This is a genomic window from Roseofilum halophilum BLCC-M91 (assembly GCF_030068445.1).
GTDB classification, from domain to species: Bacteria; Cyanobacteriota; Cyanobacteriia; order Cyanobacteriales; family Desertifilaceae; genus Roseofilum; species Roseofilum halophilum.
In genome coordinates this window covers 1-17,810 of record NZ_JAQPOK010000040.1, presented here as the reverse complement: position 1 = coordinate 17,810, position 17,810 = coordinate 1, and the positions used below count along the sequence as shown (strand labels likewise).

At 45.2% G+C, this 17,810-nt stretch carries 11 protein-coding genes and 1 pseudogene; 5 read left to right on the top strand and 7 right to left on the bottom strand.

Translation table 11 applies throughout. From position 1 onward, the window contains the following. Nucleotides 1–188 precede the first annotated feature (188 nt). The gene (locus tag PJF56_RS05230; protein WP_283761590.1) at nt 189–563 is read left to right on the top strand and encodes a hypothetical protein; all 375 of its coding nucleotides are present in this window, start codon (nt 189–191) and stop codon (nt 561–563) included. Between the two features lie 116 nt (nt 564–679). Here the strand turns inward: PJF56_RS05230 and PJF56_RS05225 are convergent, their stop codons facing one another. After that, nucleotides 680–2,659 (bottom strand): response regulator, encoded by a 1,980-nt coding sequence (locus tag PJF56_RS05225; protein WP_283761589.1) that lies wholly within the window; start codon nt 2,657–2,659, stop codon nt 680–682. A gap of 25 nt (nt 2,660–2,684) precedes the next feature. On the opposite strand from PJF56_RS05225, the gene PJF56_RS05220 reads away from it, so the two are divergent. Beyond that, complete coding sequence (locus tag PJF56_RS05220; protein ID WP_283761588.1) at nt 2,685–2,807, top strand: hypothetical protein; 123 nt, start codon at nt 2,685–2,687, stop codon at nt 2,805–2,807. A gap of 199 nt (nt 2,808–3,006) precedes the next feature. Then, the gene (locus PJF56_RS05215; protein WP_283761587.1) at nt 3,007–5,733 is read left to right on the top strand and encodes an ATP-binding protein; all 2,727 of its coding nucleotides are present in this window, start codon (nt 3,007–3,009) and stop codon (nt 5,731–5,733) included. On the opposite strand, the gene PJF56_RS05210 is transcribed toward PJF56_RS05215, so the two are convergent. The 4 genes from PJF56_RS05210 to PJF56_RS05195 all read right to left on the bottom strand — a co-directional run bounded on the left by PJF56_RS05210 (nt 5,681) and on the right by PJF56_RS05195 (nt 14,319). Continuing rightward, nucleotides 5,681–6,826 carry a response regulator gene (locus PJF56_RS05210; protein WP_283761586.1) on the bottom strand — a complete coding sequence of 382 codons (1,146 nt, stop codon included), beginning with the start codon at nt 6,824–6,826 and terminating at the stop codon, nt 5,681–5,683. The two genes, PJF56_RS05215 and PJF56_RS05210, sit on opposite strands and share 53 nt — an antisense overlap. Nucleotides 6,827–6,834: 8 nt before the next feature. Then, nucleotides 6,835–9,750, bottom strand: coding sequence for a response regulator (locus PJF56_RS05205; RefSeq protein WP_283761585.1), 2,916 nt, complete (start codon nt 9,748–9,750; stop codon nt 6,835–6,837). Nucleotides 9,751–9,990: 240 nt separating this feature from the next. Continuing rightward, complete coding sequence (locus PJF56_RS05200; RefSeq protein WP_283761584.1) at nt 9,991–13,020, bottom strand: ATP-binding protein; 3,030 nt, start codon at nt 13,018–13,020, stop codon at nt 9,991–9,993. Between the two features lie 42 nt (nt 13,021–13,062). Next, on the bottom strand, nt 13,063–14,319 hold the full coding sequence (locus tag PJF56_RS05195; protein WP_283761583.1) for a branched-chain amino acid ABC transporter substrate-binding protein: 1,257 nt from the start codon (nt 14,317–14,319) through the stop codon (nt 13,063–13,065). A gap of 34 nt (nt 14,320–14,353) precedes the next feature. Between PJF56_RS05195 and PJF56_RS05190 the strand changes: the two genes are divergently transcribed. Continuing rightward, nucleotides 14,354–15,622 (top strand): pentapeptide repeat-containing protein, encoded by a 1,269-nt coding sequence (locus PJF56_RS05190; protein WP_283761582.1) that lies wholly within the window; start codon nt 14,354–14,356, stop codon nt 15,620–15,622. A 234-nt stretch (nt 15,623–15,856) separates the two neighbouring features. Here the strand turns inward: PJF56_RS05190 and PJF56_RS05185 are convergent, their stop codons facing one another. Then, a complete protein-coding gene (locus tag PJF56_RS05185) occupies nt 15,857–16,198 on the bottom strand; it encodes a histidine triad nucleotide-binding protein (protein WP_283761581.1) in 342 nt (113 codons plus the stop codon). A 307-nt stretch (nt 16,199–16,505) separates the two neighbouring features. Between PJF56_RS05185 and PJF56_RS05180 the strand changes: the two genes are divergently transcribed. Next, nucleotides 16,506–17,411, top strand: coding sequence for a S66 peptidase family protein (locus PJF56_RS05180; protein WP_283761580.1), 906 nt, complete (start codon nt 16,506–16,508; stop codon nt 17,409–17,411). A 186-nt stretch (nt 17,412–17,597) separates the two neighbouring features. On the opposite strand, the pseudogene PJF56_RS05175 reads toward PJF56_RS05180, so the two are convergent. Beyond that, nucleotides 17,598–17,810 (bottom strand): annotated as a pseudogene (locus PJF56_RS05175) (hypothetical protein); the annotation flags it as partial.

Sequence of the window (17,810 nt, the reverse complement as noted above, 5' to 3'; positions counted from 1 at the left end):
GATGAGCCATAATTCTAATGGAGATAATATCCCAGAGAATATTCATGCTGCAAGCAGTCCCCAAAAATGTTTTGAGATGGCACAAAAATATGGATGGCAACTTAAGGTTATCCGTAAAACTAGAGACCGCATCCTAAAAGTAGATTGCGTTTTTTATGGAAAGCAAACCAGTTTCGAGGATGAACGATATGAGACAAACTTGGATTATCTACAAGAGTAGTGATGCAGATGCTTTGGGATGGGAAGAGCGGCAACTTTTACCATCAGGAAGTTTAACCAGTATTCTGGCTGAAGAGTGGCATTATTCCAGGAGTGTAGAAATTCCCAAAGTGGGCGATCGCGTTAGAGAGTATATGAATGTCAGCGATCCGGGTAATGGTGTAACTCACGGACGTGATGGTGATTGGAAGGTGGTACAGGTTTGCCAATTTGCCAGCTTTGATACGGATGAACGAATTGTGATCTGTTACTGCCAGTATCAACCGCTTGATGCTCAATGGGAAGAATTGCAGAGGGGTACTGCTGTTGAGGAGCTACTGGAGACCTCACACCAGAAAGTGTAATATCAATTAACAATTACAGTGCTTCGCGCTAGGCAAGAGGCACTCATGCAAAAGCTTGTATGGCTTAGATGCTTACTCATTACTCACTACTCATTACTCACTACTCACTAGGGCCTCTACCCCCTGTTTCTGCGGGCTAAATTCATGGCTCGTTCTGCTTGCTGACAGAGTTGCTCTAATTCCTGTCCCTGATCGGGAAATTGGGCCGAGCCGCTACTGAGGCTAATTTTAATCGGTCTTAAACTACTGATATCTATCCGATCCACTTGAGTGAGAATCTGCTGGATTAATCGCCCGGTTTGTCGGGGATTGATTCCGGGAACGGCTAATAAAAATTGATCGTCGCCCCATCGGGCGATCAGGGTTTCTGGGGGGACTTGCTCCCGTAAAATTTGGGCAATATTTTGCAGGATGCGATCGCCTAACCGATAGCCTCCCTGTTGGTTAATCTGCCCAAAGCGATCGACATCTAGAAGGATCACTGCTAGGGACTGACGATCTTGATGGCATCTTTCGAGCTGGTGTTCGAGTTGTGTCCAACCGGGATAGCGGCGAATCACTTGGGTTAATTCATCGTGTGAATCGATTAGAGGAGAGAGGTTTAAACGAGAATGTAGCAGTTGATAGCGCTCTAGACGGTTTAAGATGCGGGTGACTAATTCGGGATCGGTGGCGGTTTTATTCACATAGTCATCTGCGCCCAGAGAATAGAGGCGATTAATGGTTTCTGGGTCGTTGTAGCTGGTTAAAAAGAGAATCGGTATACTATTCCAATCGGGATCGTTGCGAACCGCTTCACATAAGTCTAAGCCGGTAATATCGGGCATATCGATATCTAAAATGAGCAGATGGGGCTGAACTTGCTTCAGGGTGGGCCAAAAGTTATGGGGGTTTCCCAAGGGGGTAACTTCAATTCCCCAGGGAGGGAGACAGGTGGTAAGGCGTTTGTGAATTAAGGGGTCGTCGTCTACTGCGAGGACAACTAGGGGAGCTGGAAGGTCAGAGTCCTGGAGATCGGGCAAATCGGGCGATCGCCCTTCCTGCTGTTGTAGTGCTATTGCTTCTGTCTTGGGGGTTTCTTCTTCTGGGGGAGTGAGCAGGGTTTGCAGTTCTCCCAGATGCGATCGCAACTCGCTCCCCTGATGGCTATAGTCATCGGATAGGAAAATCATTTCCATTGACCGAGCAATTTCTGAGCCTTGGGGATAGCCAAACATGCCCAAAGATCCCACTAATTTGTGGGCCGCCCGTTGTCCTTCCTGGCGCATATCTTCTGATAATCGGCCCTGCTCTAAGCGACTGATAACATCCTCTAGCAGGGTTAACCGCTCTAGGATCGGCCCCTTGAAAGAGTTCCATAATTCGGCGATCACGGCCTGGGTTTCGGCTTCTGGAGTTTCTAGTTTCTGCGGTTCGGGTTCTGGGGGCGCAGGGGGGACAGGGATTTCCTCTTCTGGAGCTTTAGGGGGCAAGGCTTTTAAGCGATAACCCATGCCATAAATGGTTTCGATGATTCCTTCTGCTCCCACACCTTTTAATTTGCGTCGCAGGCGCTTCACATGGGCCCGTACCGTTTCTTCCCCTGGACTATCGGGAAATGCCCATAAATAGTCTAAAATACTACTACTACTAAAAATTCTTTGGGGGTGACGTAAAAATAATTCTAGTAAACTATATTCTTTTGCCGAAAGAGAAATTAGTTCTTGTTGATAGGTGACCTCACAGGTTTTTGGATTTAAGGATAAATCCCCCCAAACTAACATCGATTGTGCATAGCTTTGCCGACGGCGCATCACAGCGCGAATGCGGGCGTTCAGTTCTTCTAGGGTACAGGGTTTAACGACATAATCATCGGCTCCGGCATCGAGGCCTTTAACCTTATCGGTACTTTGGTGTTTCGCGGTTAATAAAATAATTGCCCCTTCATAGCCCTCTTGTCGTAAACGCCGACATAAGTTTAATCCATCGAGTTTAGGGAGATCGATATCTAATAAAATTAGATCGTAGGTGAGCGCGTCGGCATATTCCAAACCCATTTGCCCATCATCGGCAATATCAACCACATGATGTTGGTGGGTTAAAGCTTTCTTAAGCATGGGAGCTAAAATAGGATCATCTTCGGTGACTAAAATTCTCATTGTTATCGGTTATTCGCGGTTAGGCTCTGGAAAGAAGGGGGGTGATGCAAGGGGAATCGTTGAGGCGATCGCCCCTCGTCTGAACCGGTTACCCCATAAATCTTAGGTTCGGGATTTATATCTAATTTTCACATATTCTCGCTGCGCCTACGATCCCAGCTTTGTTTTTAGGTGACTTGTGGTGACTTGTGATGTAGACCATAGAGATTCTTGATAGACTACTTCAGGGATTCCCAGATCCTTGAGATCCAAGCTGAAGTTCAATACCTATCTACAACTCTGTTGATGCCAAGGACATTCTCACCATGAGAGACGATCGGACGAATAGACCCCAGAACAAAGATGTTCAACCGCGCCTAATTTTAATTAGCCACAAGCCAATTGAAGCAGAGAGTTTAGAAAACCAATTGATTCAGCTTGGATATGCAGTCGAGAGCTTGGCAGATTGGCAATGGGAGATCGCTTTAAGGGAGTTACCCGATTTAATTTTAATTCAATCCGATTGCCCCTATTATTGGCAGCAAGTTTATCAAAGTCTGAAGTCTGACCCGAAAACTTACTTGATTCCTTTGGTGGTGTTCACCCAAGGGGAGGTAGCGCTCAATCAGGTTCAAGCATTCGCTCGACAGGGGGTGAGATTGGTCTGTTCTTCTAACTTGGTGGATCTCGTCAGTGCAATTGAGGGGCAACTCGATTACACTCGTCTGCGGTCTCAGTTGAGGGAAGAATCAGGTTATATTTTACCTTGTACGGAATGTTATGTCTGGCAACAGCCGATCGCCGTTTCTGCGTCTTCAGATCGTTTGCTCTCAGGGAATTCCTTCCTCTTAGGACTCCAGGAAATTGCCCATTTTGGCAGTTGGGAATGGCAACGCCAACAGGAAAACACCCTAACTCAGGACGTTCTAGGCTCTCAGGAGAGTTATCGCATTTTAGGACTTGCCCCCCAACGGTTAACCTATACTCAAATTCTCAAACGCATTCATCCTAACTATCGTCGGGGGTTTCATGAGCGCATTCAAGAGGCGATCGCCGACGGTGTGCCCCAAGATGGGGAAATTTCGCTCTACAGTGGCGATTATAGGGGCGATCGCCAGGAGAGACAACTACGCTATTGTGAGCTGCGAGTACAGCCAATTTTGGGCAGGGATGGAATAGTGAAAGGTTTATTTGGCATTGTCTTTGATATTAGCGATCGCAAACTCTTAGAACAAAAAATCCAGACTTCCGAAATGGAAATGCGCTCTGTCTTTGGAGCCATGGGGGATATTGTCTTAGTTCTCGATCGCGCTGGGGAAACCATCAAAATGATTCCCACTGCTCCCGCTTTGGGAGAGGAAGTCGAGCAAATTTCGGAAACCATTAATCAGATCATTTATGGAGAAGAGCGGGAAGCCCTTTGCGAACAGTTAGAGCAAGTGGTGAGCCAGAAAATCACCCTGACGTTCGATTATGCCCTGGAGCTTGAAGACTCTAAAGTTTGGTTTTCGGCCACCTTATCCCCCATGGTAGAAGATCAAGTCATTTGGATCGCTCGAAATATCACCCAACGCAAGCATGTAGAATTAGAGCGAGATTTAGCCCTACAACAGGCCCAAAAAGCCAATCGAGCCAAAAGTCAATTTCTAGCCAATATGAGTCATGAGTTAAGAACGCCCCTGAACGGAATTTTGGGGTTTACTCAGGTACTGCTCCGAGATCGATTTTTGCATCAGGACTATCAGAAGGCGATCCACACGATTTATCACAGTGGAGAACATTTATTAGGGCTGATTAATAATATTTTGGATTTATCGAAGGTAGAAGCTGGTTATATCCATGTCAATCCTACGTCCATTAATCTAGAGGTTTTCTTAGATACTCTGCATCAGATGTTAAATCTGAAAGCCGAGGAAAAACGACTCAGATTTGAAGTCGAAAAAATGACTCAGTTTCCCCAAGGCATACAAACCGATGAGGGGAAGTTACGGCAAATTTTGATTAATTTGATCGGTAATGCGATTAAGTTTACCTCTCGCGGACAAGTGATCTTACGGGTGGGTTATGTTGAGCGAGAGGAAAAACTTCCCCTCTTAACGTTTGAGATAGAAGATACGGGGCCAGGAATTCCCCCAGCCGAACTGGAGTTATTGTTTAAACCGTTTCAACAAACCTCGTCCGGGTTAGTGTCTCAAGAGGGAACGGGTTTAGGCCTATCGATTAGTCATAAATTTGTGGAGCTGTTGGGAGGTCAGTTAACGGTATCGAGTGTGGTGAATCAAGGGAGTGTGTTTAAGTTCCAGATTCCCGTAGAACCAGAGGGTGTACCCCAGATCCCAGCCCATCCAGAGAATCGTCGGGTGAAGGAGTTAGCCGCGAATCAACCGTCCTATCGCATTTTGGTGGTTGAAGACCGCTTGGAGGATCGTCAATGGTTGGTACAGTTGCTAGAGATGGTGGGATTTGTCGTTGAGGGTGCGGCTGATGGCCAAAAGGCGATCGCCCAATGGCAGGATTTTCATCCCCATCTGATTTTAATGGATTTGCGAATGCCCAATCAGCCCGGATATCCAACCATTGCCCAGATTCGTGCCATGACTCCAGGGGAGTCCATACCCATTATCGCCATGACAGCCATGGTCTTTGAAAATGAAGACCAGTTAAATGCACAAATCAGTTACGATCGCCTCCTCTATAAACCCCTTCAAGAGTCGATTCTTTTCTCTACAATGGCTGAGTTTTTACCCCTAGAATATACCTATGAAGATCCATTGGGCATGAGTCTCCTTTCCGAACCCATCAATCCGGAAAATGTAGATCTGAGTATTTTGTCAACCATGCCCGAACCCTGGTTAGAAGAAATGTATTATGCAACGATCACCCTCGACGATCAAAGAATTCTCGAATTGATTGAAGATTTACCCAAAGATCGAGTGGAGTTGATCGAATTCATTCAGCAAAAATTAAATGGTTTTGATTTCGAGAGCTTGTTAGACTTTCTTACTCCGCTAGTTCCTGAATCGGCTCGTTCTCACCAGACATCAGAAGAGTGAAATAAAAGGAAGTTCCGACATCAACTTCCGATTTAAACCAAATTTTGCCCCCATGATTCTCCGCAATTTTGCGGCAAGTGGCTAACCCAATTCCATGGCCACTATATTGTTTCGCATCATGAAAGCGCTTAAAGACTTGAAAGACTTCTCCCGTTTTTTCTGGAGGGATACCGATGCCATTATCTTTGATACTAATTAAGCATTTTGTTTTACGGATGACGGCCTTGATTTGAATTTCTGGTTGTCGATCTGGAGAGGTGAATTTAATCCCATTATTAATTAAGTTTTGAAACAGTTGAATAAGCTGCACTTCATTGCCTTGAACTATGGGTAATGGGGAGCAAATAATCTTAACATCTCGTTCGCCGATCGCGCTGGCTAAGTTTTCTTTGACTTGTTCGATGACTTGATTACAATCGATGGGTTCTAAGGTGATTTTCTCTTGCCCCATTTTAGCATAGGTGAGCAAATCCTGGATCAATCGCTTCATGCGATCGCCCGCACTAACAATACTTTGTAAATGGGTATATTCTTCCGGTTCTAATCGATCTTTCAAGGTAAGCTCTAGAATGCGAGCAAATCCTAAGATACTTTGTACCGGTTGCTGTAAATCGTGGGAGACAACGGAGGTAAATTTTTCTAGTTCCTGATTAGCCTGAATGAGTTTATCATTATTTTCGATCAACTGTTGTTGCAGGGATCGAATTTGCAAATGATTTTTAACCCTAGCTAAAACTTCGGCATTCTTAAAGGGTTTGGTAATGTAGTCTGCACCGCCTAACTGAAATGCTTTTACCTTATCCCAAGTATCATCGGAAGCACTAATAAAAATAATTGGAATATCACAAGTTTTACTGTCATTTTTTAATAGTTTGCAAACTTCATAGCCATCCATTTCTGGCATTCTGATATCTAATAAAATCAAGTCTGGTAAACAACTATAAATGGAATCTATGGCTGATTTGCCACTCAAGGCTTTACGGACATCATAGCCCATCCCGCTTAAAATATCTGACAATAAGCGCACGTTAACCACATTGTCATCAATGACTAGAATTTCGGCGTGATTGACCAGTTTGGTTTGAGGGTTCATAGTACGTCCTAGGAATGGGCAACAGTTGCGACAAGATCCAAAATCCGATCGAATTGAAAGTTATTCGACCAACTTTCTAAAAGATTCGCTAAATCTTCGTCTTCAGGAGAAATGGCTTGAATTAAATCCAAGATTTCTACATCCGATCCCCTGCGAGCCGCTTGAGATAACTGGTCAATCCAATCCGGAGGCATTTGGCTGAGTTTTTGTTGTAAGTTATCTGAACCGTTCTCAAAATTGGAATCGGTATCAGAATCCATTCCTTCTACAGTAGAAAGAGGCGTTAACTCTGAACCCATCTGGGAAAGTGCCAACTCTTGGGCATATTGGTAACGAACTCCTAAATGTTTAGCCATTTTTTGCCACACCATTTCTTCTTGAATGGGTTGTTTCATGTAGTCATCCCACCCGGCTGCCTTCAGATCGCGGGGTTGATCGGAGGTAAATTGAGGAATTAAAGCAATTAGCACGGTCTCCTCACCTTTGGGAGTAGAGCGAATGGTTTCAGCGATGGTCTGAGCCTCGATCGCCGAGGTCTGAATATCCATCAGGATGACATGGGGAAACCAGGTTCTCCATAGGGTGATAATTTCTCGATCTTGAGTAACTTCACGCACTTGGAATCCAACAGATTGCAGCAGATTTACTAAATATTGCCGACTGGCCCAGCGATCTTCAACTACTAATATACGATAGTTCGGTTGATTCGGGGCCAGTCCAATGACGGGAGAAGCGCAGTTCTGCTCCCTAGTATTTAAACTTCGATCGAGGATTAAGGGGAGTTCAAAGCTAAACCGAGATCCCTGGTTGATTTGGCTTTTGACTTCAATGTGTCCTCCCATTAGGTTCACCAGTCTTTGGCTCAGGGCCAGACCGAGGCCGGTTCCGTCTTGAGAGGGGGAATTGGAGAAGGGATTAAATAGGGTGGAGAGGACTTCTGAAGGAATGCCCATACCGGTATCTTCAACCTCGAAGCGGATAGAGGAGGGGTAAGAAACCCGTAGGGTAATGGTTCCTGAGTGGGTGAATTTAATGCTGTTGTCGAGGAGATTGAGCAGCACTTGCCAGAGTTTGCCTTCATCGGTTTGTAGGGTTGCTGGGGTAGGGTCTTCCCGAATTAGTTGAAAGGTGAGTCCTTTGGCGATCGCTCTGGGTTCTATAATCTCGGTGAGGGAGTTGAGAAATGGGGGCAAGTCAAATTGTTTGGGATAGAGTTTGATCTGTCCTGATTCGAGTTGGGACATATCTAGGACATCGTTGATTAATCTCAGCAGATGCTCGCCACTGTTGTGAATAATATCGATGTAGTCTTGGACTCCAGGGTTGAGGGTGTCATCCTGTTGCAAAATTTGGGTAAAGCCTAAAATTGCGTTGAGGGGGGTTCTCAGTTCGTGGGTCATTTTAGCTAAGAACTCACTTTTGGCTTCATTGGCTGCTTCGGCGAGGGCTTTGGCTTGGGCGAGTTCTTGGGATTGGCGTTGGGCAGATTCGAGGAGTTTGGCTTGTTGCAGGGTGATGCCCAGTTGTTCGCCGATTTCGAGGACAAAATGGATTTCGCTGTTTGTCCAGAAGCGGGGATTGGCGTTTTGATAGCAGGCTAACAGGCCCCAAATTTGGGTTTCGGTGAAGAGGGGAACGGTGAGATAGGCGCTTGCTTGGAATTGGTGCAGGAGGTCGAGATAGCAGGTGTTAAATCCAGCTTGTTCGATGTCGGGAACACAGAAATAGGAGCTTGGATGGTCATAGCGTCTGCTGCGGCTGTTTTGGAAGTAGGTATCGGTGAAGCTCTGATGGTCTTGGGCGTAGAGGTTGACAAAACAGCGATCGCCCTCTAAGGGTCTAGAGGTGTTGCTGATGATGGATTTCCAGCCTCTGCCCACGGATTCGGCCACAAATTGCCCGCTCCAGTCCCGATTAAAGCGAAAGATACCCACGCGATCGCACTGTAGGGTTTCTCTAATATCTTGGGTGATGCTGCGGAACACTTGTTCGATATCTAGGGTGCTTCGCATCCGATCTAGAACTTGGCGGGTGGCTTTTTCTAGTTTGATTTTTCCTTGCAGTTCGGTTAACACTTGGTTGCGCTCGGCTTCTATTGTTTGCCGTTCGGTGATATCGTTGAACAGGCAAAGAACATAAAAGTTGGCTTGCAAATTGAGCAACTCTGCCGAGAGCAGAACGCTGCGAACCTCTGAGGTTTTGGTGAGTATTTCTAGGGGGTAGTTTTGGATGCGCTGCGATCGCTTCAGTTCGGCTAAGAGGCGATCTCGCTGGCTGGCATTGGCCCATAGGTTGAGCGATCGGGGATTTTGACCGATGGTCTCTGCCTTAGAATAGCCGGTAATATCGAGAAAGGCTTGATTCAGGTCAATAAATTCTCCATTGGGGTATTTGGCGATCGCCATCGGATAAGGACTGAGTAAAAATGCCTTAGAAAATTTTTCTTCTGATTCCTGTAGGGCATTTTGCGTTCTTTCTTGCTGTTCGATTTCGTGTTGTAATTGGCGATTTTGATCCAGCAGTTGCTGCTCTAAAGTCCGAATCTTTAATTGGTGCTTGATCCTAACCAAGACTTCCTCAATCTGAAACGGTTTAGTAATATAGTCACATCCTCCCGCTTCAAAGGCCCGGATCAAGTCAATGGGATCGTCTAAGGCACTAATAAATATTACCGGAATATGGGCAATTCTAGGGTTTTCCTTTAAACGCTGACAAACTTGATACCCATCGAGGTCGGGCATTCTAATATCGAGTAAGATTAGATCCGGTGGAGCAGCTTGAATACTCATCAGAGCCATCTTACTGTTTTTAACCCCACGGGTTTTATAACCCGCCTGTTTCAGCGTGCTACAGAGAACATGGAGGTTGTTTAGGGAATCATCAATGATTAAAATTTGTGGACGATGAGGCTTTAAGATGACCATCTTAATATTTTTTAATACATAGTTGATATTTTTTAGATATTCCAGGGTACAGATCTTGGTTAAGAAAATCTAACAGAAAGCCCAACCAGGAGACTCCATTTATTACCATTGTATGAAAATGGTCTTCACTTGTCTAGCACTACAGATGAATCTACGAGTTTTTTCTTAAAGAATCCTGGGATTCCCCTACGCTCGACTATCTATTTATTACATCAACATCAATTGTTGTATGGGACTACTCTATGCGGAATTTTCTACCTTTTGGAAAAAGTCCTCTAACAGAACCCGAATCTCTTCAATAGCAAACTCATCTAATAACTCTGAGGTATAACGAACAAATTCATGATACTCGTCATTGAGTTCACCCAAGCGCTTAATCTCATTTTCCATATCCTCAATATCCCCAATTCGCGCTGAGTGATAGAGGTTTTCCAGCTCTGACTTAGGCGGAAATGTCATCGGCACTAAACCACTATTTTTCGCTTGATCGATGGGATAATCCAAATGATCTAACTCCTGATTTTCTGCATAAATCCAAGTTAAATTCAAGTGTTTTTTCAAGCTAGACAGCAACACATCAGTATCAATGGGTTTAGCAATAAACTCATTACAATCGAGTCCTTGATTATTTTCTGCCTCTAAACCGGAAATACTCGCACTAGAGATAATAATCGGAATATGTTTTAACTCATGCAAATGCCGCAAAATCTGGGTCAGTTCTAATCCATCCATAACCGGCATAAAAATATCGGTAATAATTAAATCAGGTTTAACTTTTTTCGCTTCCTTAAGCCCTTCTTGGCCATCCGTTGCTTCAATGACAATAAATCCGAGAGAATTGAGCAAATTGACCACTAAAGACCGATGCTCCCAACGATCGTCAATGACTAAAATCGTGCGTCTTCTTCCTAAATATCCCGTCACTAAGTGTTCCTGAATCGAAAACTCTGCGGCAGTTTGATCTTGAGCCAATAAACACTGAAGTTCAAAGAAAAAACAACTGCCTTCATTAGGAACACTCGAAACTTGTAATTGACCGCCCATCAGTTGCACAATATTTTGACTAATGGCTAATCCTAATCCCGTTCCTTCAGACATCCGAGACTTGTCTCCCGCTTGCTCAAAGGGGGAAAAGATTTTGTCCAGTTGTTCTGGGGTAATACCAATTCCGGTATCTTCTACCTGAAAGCGGATCTTAGCGAATTGTTGACCGTCTTTGGAGATCCTATCGAGTACCTTCACCTCAAAGGTGATTTCTCCAGTATCAGTAAACTTAATGGCATTACCAATTAAATTAATTAAAACTTGGCGCAAACGCTTGGTATCGATAATAATAGTTTGCGGAAGCTGGGGAGAATACCGACTTTTAAATCCTAATTTTTTCTGATGAGCTTTGATTTTACAAATTGACGTAACCCCATCGAGAAAATAGCTTAATTCTAAAGGTTCTTCATACAACTCAATTTTTCTCGATTCAATCTTAGCCATATCGAGAATGTCATTAATCAGAGTCAGTAAGTGTGAGCCACATTCATGAATTACTTCTACTCCTTTACGATCTTCTCCTGCCAAGGTTTTCGAGCGTTTTAAGATTTGGGTATAGCCTAAAATGCCATTCAGGGGAGTGCGAAGTTCATGACTCATGCTGGACAAAAACTCGGTTTTGGCTTGGTTGGCACTATCGGCCTCTTGTTTGGCCTGTTGCAAGGCCATTTCAATCTCTTTGCGATCTGTAATATTTTGCAAGGTTCCTTTCAACTTAACCCCCCGGTCTTCGACTTGGAAGGGTTGACCAATGACACGCACCCAAATTAAGTCACCTGAATGGGGAATTAAAGGCAGTTCTAAATCAAAGTCAGTTAAGTGGGCGATCGCCTCATCAACTGCTTGCTTGAGTTCTATTTTATACCTTTCTTCAAAAAAAGATAACATCCTCTCTAAAGTCGGGACATACTCAGGCTCAACTTGGTGAATCTGGTAAACCTCCTGAGTCCAAATCAACTGTTGAGTCTGGGGATTAAACTCCCATCCTCCTAACTGACCAATTTTTTGGGTTTCATTGAGCAAGGCCTCACTTTTGCGAATGGCCACTGTTTTTTCTGCTACCTGTTCCTCTAAATCATTCACTAAGGTTTGCAGTTGGCTGGCCATTTGATTAAAGCCTTGTGCCAATTCCCCTAATTCATCTTCCGATTCTATGGGTAAACGATGGTCAAGCGAGCCTTGCTTAAGCTGGTTCACTCCTTGGGTCAATTGCAGAATTTTCTGAGTAATGCCATTTTTGAACAGTCTCGCCACAATTCCGATAAATAATAATCCAAATAGGGCAGACGACAATAAAATAAAATAGATTAATTTACTCGCTTTTCCTACTTTTTTTTCTGCTTTAATTACTTCTTCATTGGTCAAGTGAATCAGTTGACCAGAAATTTCATCAATGGTTTGCGCTTGCAAATCAAAATCACGAAATTTGGATTGAATCGAGTTATTGACTTGTACTATTTCTTCGGCAGCATACTTATAGGATTCTAGAAAATTAAATAGATCGATTTTTTGTTGTTGATTAATGTTTTCGTCTTCTGATATTTCTTCCTGTAATTCGAGCAATATATTAACAGCCGATTGCATATAGGGGCGCTGTCGGGTAATCAAATACTCTTTTTCCGCCAAGCGTAGGGCTTGATATTTTTCTCGCCATTGAATGTCCAGAGACTGAATGGCTTCTCTTCCTTGGCGACCTAAATCATCTAGTTGGACTTGTAATCCGGTTCGATCATCAGCTAATTGAGTTACCAATTCAACCGCTTCAATAAAGGTATTTTCATAGCGCTGGGCTGAGGATACAAACAACTTTAAATCTACATCTGTTTGCTTGAGAGAAGCACTGACCTGGGGTTGCTCAATCAGGGCTTTAAACTCACGGTTTAACTGGACAACTTTATCAATACTCTCAACTGCTTTTTGGGCATAAAGTTCTTTGGCTTGATTAAATCCAATTTCTGGATAGCGTAAGAAAAAGTCCCGTTGATGGGTGCGAGCTTCTTGCAAATGGCGATCCATCTCTAAAACTAATCGTTGCAGCTCAACACTAATGGCGATATCTTGTTTCGCTTGACCCTGAACAATGGTCAGGGCAATATAACTGTTGATGGAAACGATAATAATCAAGCCAAATAAACCACCAAAACCCGTGGAAAATTTGGTGGTAATACTTAACCGATTCCACCATTGCTGAAGTCTTCTAAGTTGAGTGAAGATGGCCGGTTTCATAAAAAGTTCGGATCGAAACGAAGGGACGGTAACACTTGTCTGCTAGGGATTGGGTTGATAGAGATAAACTCGATTGGCATTCAATCCCTCTAGGCCAGCAGCCGGATCGTTCAATTGAAGGATGCTAAACTGGCCAGAGGCGCAATCGCCAAACCGATCGCAGCTTAAAGACCCTGTAACTCCAGGAAAGTCAGAGGTCTGATACAAAGCGTCTCGCAAGGCTTGACGGCCGATTTGGAGTGTACCATTGGGCGATCGCACCGCCACAGTAGCAATGGCCTCTAAAACTATATTAGCCGCATCATAGGCAAAACTATAATAAGGATGCTCTGGAGGGTAACCATACTCACTTTCATAGGCCTGGTCGAGTTCGGCCAAAGCCTCCTGATCGGGCCAAGAAAAGGTAACAAAATATAATCCTACTCCATCTTCACCGATCGCCCTTAACACCCGATCGCTTTGCAGAGAGTCTCCAGTCATTAAAATTAAGTTCGATAAATCGGGCATCTGCCTCAATTGGTGCAGTAACTCCGTTGCTTCTGCGGGGAAAAGGGGCATAAACAAAATTTGACTCTGTGATGCAGCAATCGACCTTAAAATCGGCTTCATGTTGCGATCGCCCTTATTCACTGCCCCCCTTAACACCACCTCACCTCCCAATTCACTAAAGGCCTCTTCAAAGGATTGACTTAAGCCCTGGGTAAAGGCATCCCCATCATTGAGCGTTGCCGCCCTTTTCACCCTTAACTCTTCAATGGCAAATTGAGCCGCCACTTTCCCCGCCTTCGCCCCATTATAGGCAGTGCGGAAATACCCCACATACCAATCACTGGCTGCTTTAGAACCGATCGAGGTTAAGGAAGGAGCAGTATTGGTGGCTGAGACCATCACCCGTCCCGCTTTGGAGAGAATTTGACTCGCTTGGGTGGCTGCATTAGAACAGGTTGTGCCCCATACCGCGATAATCTGGGGATTGGCAGCCAATTTCAACGCGCCATTTCCTCCCCCTTCCTCACTACAGAGTTCATCTTGCTGGTGCAATACGAGGGGATGGCCCAAAAGTTCAGCACCCCGTTGTTGGATGGCTAACTCGATGCTATTTAACTGGGTATTGCCAACCGGGGCCATATTTCCACTCAAGGTTTGCAGTACGCCTAGTTCAATGGGTTCATCAGGGCCAACGGTGACACATCCTAACCGATCTGTACATTCAGGAAGCCTCGATCCACAAGCGGATAATCCTAGGATACCCAAGAGGCTCAACACAGAAGTAATCGTCCACTTATTTTTCAGTATCATGTCTGAAGAGTGCCCGCTATCTCTTTATTTTAGGATGGCATGTCCTTCATTATCCTTGGCAAATTTTTCTGATATGATGCCCGATCGCCTTGCGTCGTCTTCTCCCCTTTCCCCTACTTCCCAAGGGAAACCCCGTCATTCCCTGGAAAAACCGCCCTCGACTCTAGAACCTTCAGAGTTGAATCCAGAGGGTTGGTCAAACAAACCGCCCCCATCCGGGGATTGGATTATGGTGGTGGCGATCGCCGTCATGTTTGTGGGATTATCCCTGAATAATCTCTGGATGGGGATTTCTGGGGCAGGGGTTGCCTTTGCGATCGCCCTGCGGTTAGTCTGGCCCACCTTAGCTGGGACGCTGAAAGATTTGACTCCCGGACAGCGATCGCAATTAATCGGATTCATCGGTTTACTGATTTCCCTGGCCGGACTGCTCAATTATTTAGGGCTTTATCGCACCATTGGCAACTGGCTCAATAAAGCTAAATGGGATGAATTTGGCTCTTGGGCTGAATGGGTAGGCGCTGTCGGACAAATCATGATCGCTATTTTGGCCGTTTATATTTCCTGGCGACAATATGTGATTTCCAAGGATTTAACCATTCAGCAAAATACCATTACCCAACAACAAACCATTGATGCCTTTTTCCAGGGGATTTCTGAACTCGCCCTAGATGACGAGGGCATGTTAGAAGATTGGCCCCAAGAGCGCTGTTTTGCCGAAGGACGAACTGCCGCGATTCTCAGCAGTGTGAATGCGGCCGGAAAAGCTAAAGTGATTCGCTTTTTGTCCCAATCTAATTTACTCACTCCTTTACGCCGGGATTATCATTTGGGACGACCCATTTTTGATGGTCGAGGGGGATATCAGGAAGACCGCCTCAATGGAATTCGGGTAATTAATTTAGGGGTGATGTTAGCTGGAGCCAATTTAGTCAGGACTGACCTGCGATGGACGGATTTAAGTGAGGCTTATTTAGTCCGCACGGATCTCAGAAATGCGGATTTAACTAAGGCTAATTTATCCCGAACTGTCTTATATCAAGCCAATTTAGCCGGGGCTGACTTGAGAGGAACCCGGTTGTTTTATGGCTCGGCCCAAACGGCTACTCCCCGCGATCGCCAGCATCCTCCCAATTATAAAACCGGAGAACATACCGGTGCAGTCCTCGAAAATGCCGACCTTTCTGGTGTTCAGGAACTCTCGGAAGAGCAGCGCTATTATTGCTGTTCTTGGTGTGGCGAAGCTTCCCGACAAACCATTCCCGGAGGCTGTGAGGGCATTACCAATTTATTAGGACGATAGACAATTAACAATTAACAATTAACAATTAACAATTACAGCGCAAAGCGCTGTAACGGAGTACAGTCTTAAAGGCTCAAAGCCATGTACCACAACCCCATTCCCCATTCCCCATTCCCTATTCCCTAGCGCGAAGCGCTATATTGTCCGTTGCTAAGAGAGATTTCTTTCTCCCCTTCTCCCGTGGGAGAAGGCTTGCCCTGAGCGAAGCCGAAGGGGGCTGGGGGATGAGGGCAACTAGCCCGGAGGCCAAGCCAGTGACCGTCCTCCAAGGATATGCAGGTGCAGATGATCGACGGTTTGTCCTCCGTCTTCTCCGGTGTTAATGACAACGCGATATCCATTGGTCAGTCCCGCTTGCTCTGCTACCCGTTTAACGGTGAGTAACAAATGACCCATCAAGGCATGATCTTGAGATTCAGCATCCGCTAATTTGGGAATAGGCTTTTTGGGAATCACCAGAATGTGAGTGGGAGCTTGGGGAGAAATATCGTTAAAGGCGAGACAAAGGTCATCTTCATAGACAATATCCGCCGGAATTTCCTTACTGATAATCTTACTAAAAATGGTTTCGCTCATAGATCAAAAGGCGATCGACTGAATTTTCTTAATCATAAAGCAAAAGACTTTATTTTTCCTTATACGTTACCCGATGCTCTAAACTCTTCTCAAAAGGGTATTAGGATCAAAGATCAATCATACCCCAAAAGGTGAATTGATCCATGAGGGGTCTGATCTCCTTCCGGATGACATCAAAATCAGAGAGTATACAGAAATGGTAGATGCACCCTGATGAACTCCTCCAGTTGGGGACAACTGGGGGATTACTTTCGTAAATAACGGTATCCTAGACAGGGTAAATCTTGGTTATCGTGTTTTTAAGATGATGCCCCTGGCTTTAGCGCTCCCTCCTCCCCTGCAAGTCGGAGATCGATTAACGGTCATTGCTCCAAGTGGCCCGTTGCAAGAAAAGCAGCGTTTTCAAGCTGGACTGGAACTGTGGAAACAACAGGGATATCAGGTTAAGGTGGATGAAAGAATTGATGACCAATGGGGGTATCTAGGGGGAAAAGATGGCGATCGCCGCGCTCAGTTACTCGACGCTCTCCACGATCCCCATTGTCGGGGGATTTTATGCGTGCGTGGAGGCTACGGAACCACCCGACTCTTAGAACCCTGGATCGAGGATTTACCTTGGAAAGAATACCCCAAATGGTTAATCGGGTTTTCCGATATTACCGGATTGTTATGGAGCCAATTTCACCAAGGTGTGGGGGGAGGCATCCACGCTCCTTTACTCACTACTCTCTCCCAAGAACCCCCATGGTCACAGGATCGGTTATGGCGTGCTGTGCGTGGAGAACCCCTAGCCCCTCTACACGGTCAAGGATGGGGAGGGGGAGTCACAGAAGGAATCTTACTGCCGGGTAATTTAACGGTTGCGACTCATCTACTGGGGACTCCCCTACAACCTCATGTTCGTGGGGTGATTTTAGCCTGGGAAGATGTGGGAGAAATGCCTTATCGACTCGATCGGATGCTGACGCAGTGGCGGATGAGTGGTCTTTTAAGCCAAGTTCAAGGCATTGCCCTGGGTCGGTTTAGTCAATGCGAACCTCCCCAAGGACGACCGAGTTTAACCCTAGAAGAGGTTTTAGGCGATCGCCTCTCAGATTTGGGTATTCCCATTATCTCGGATTTACCCTTTGGCCATGATGGCGAAAATGGAGCCTTACCCGTTGGTGCTACGGTCTGCTTAGATGCAGATAAAGGAAGGCTGGATTTTAGATAAATTCCAGCCCTCAACCTGACTTTAATATAGTATTGAAAATGTGACATACTCCCACCGCTAACCTGACGGTATAGCGGGGGCTTCACTAAACTTAATTAACCTTCTCAGAGGATCGGGGAGGTTAACTCAAGCTCAAGAAATCGTCAGACTCTTTTGAAACTCTGCGGTCTAAAGACGCGCAGATTCTTAAGAAGTCCAAAAATGAACTCTTAAAGGCGTAATCAAAGCGCCTCTACTTAGTTGGCTTAAGTTAATCTTGAGCCTTCCAGATACTTTTCTGAGAATATTTGCTGCACCGTTACAATCGGCATTTATCAAATAACCCGCAGCAGATTGATATAAACCTCGTTTAATGCGTTTTCCAGATGCCTCCCAGTTATCGGGTTTTTCACCGTATTT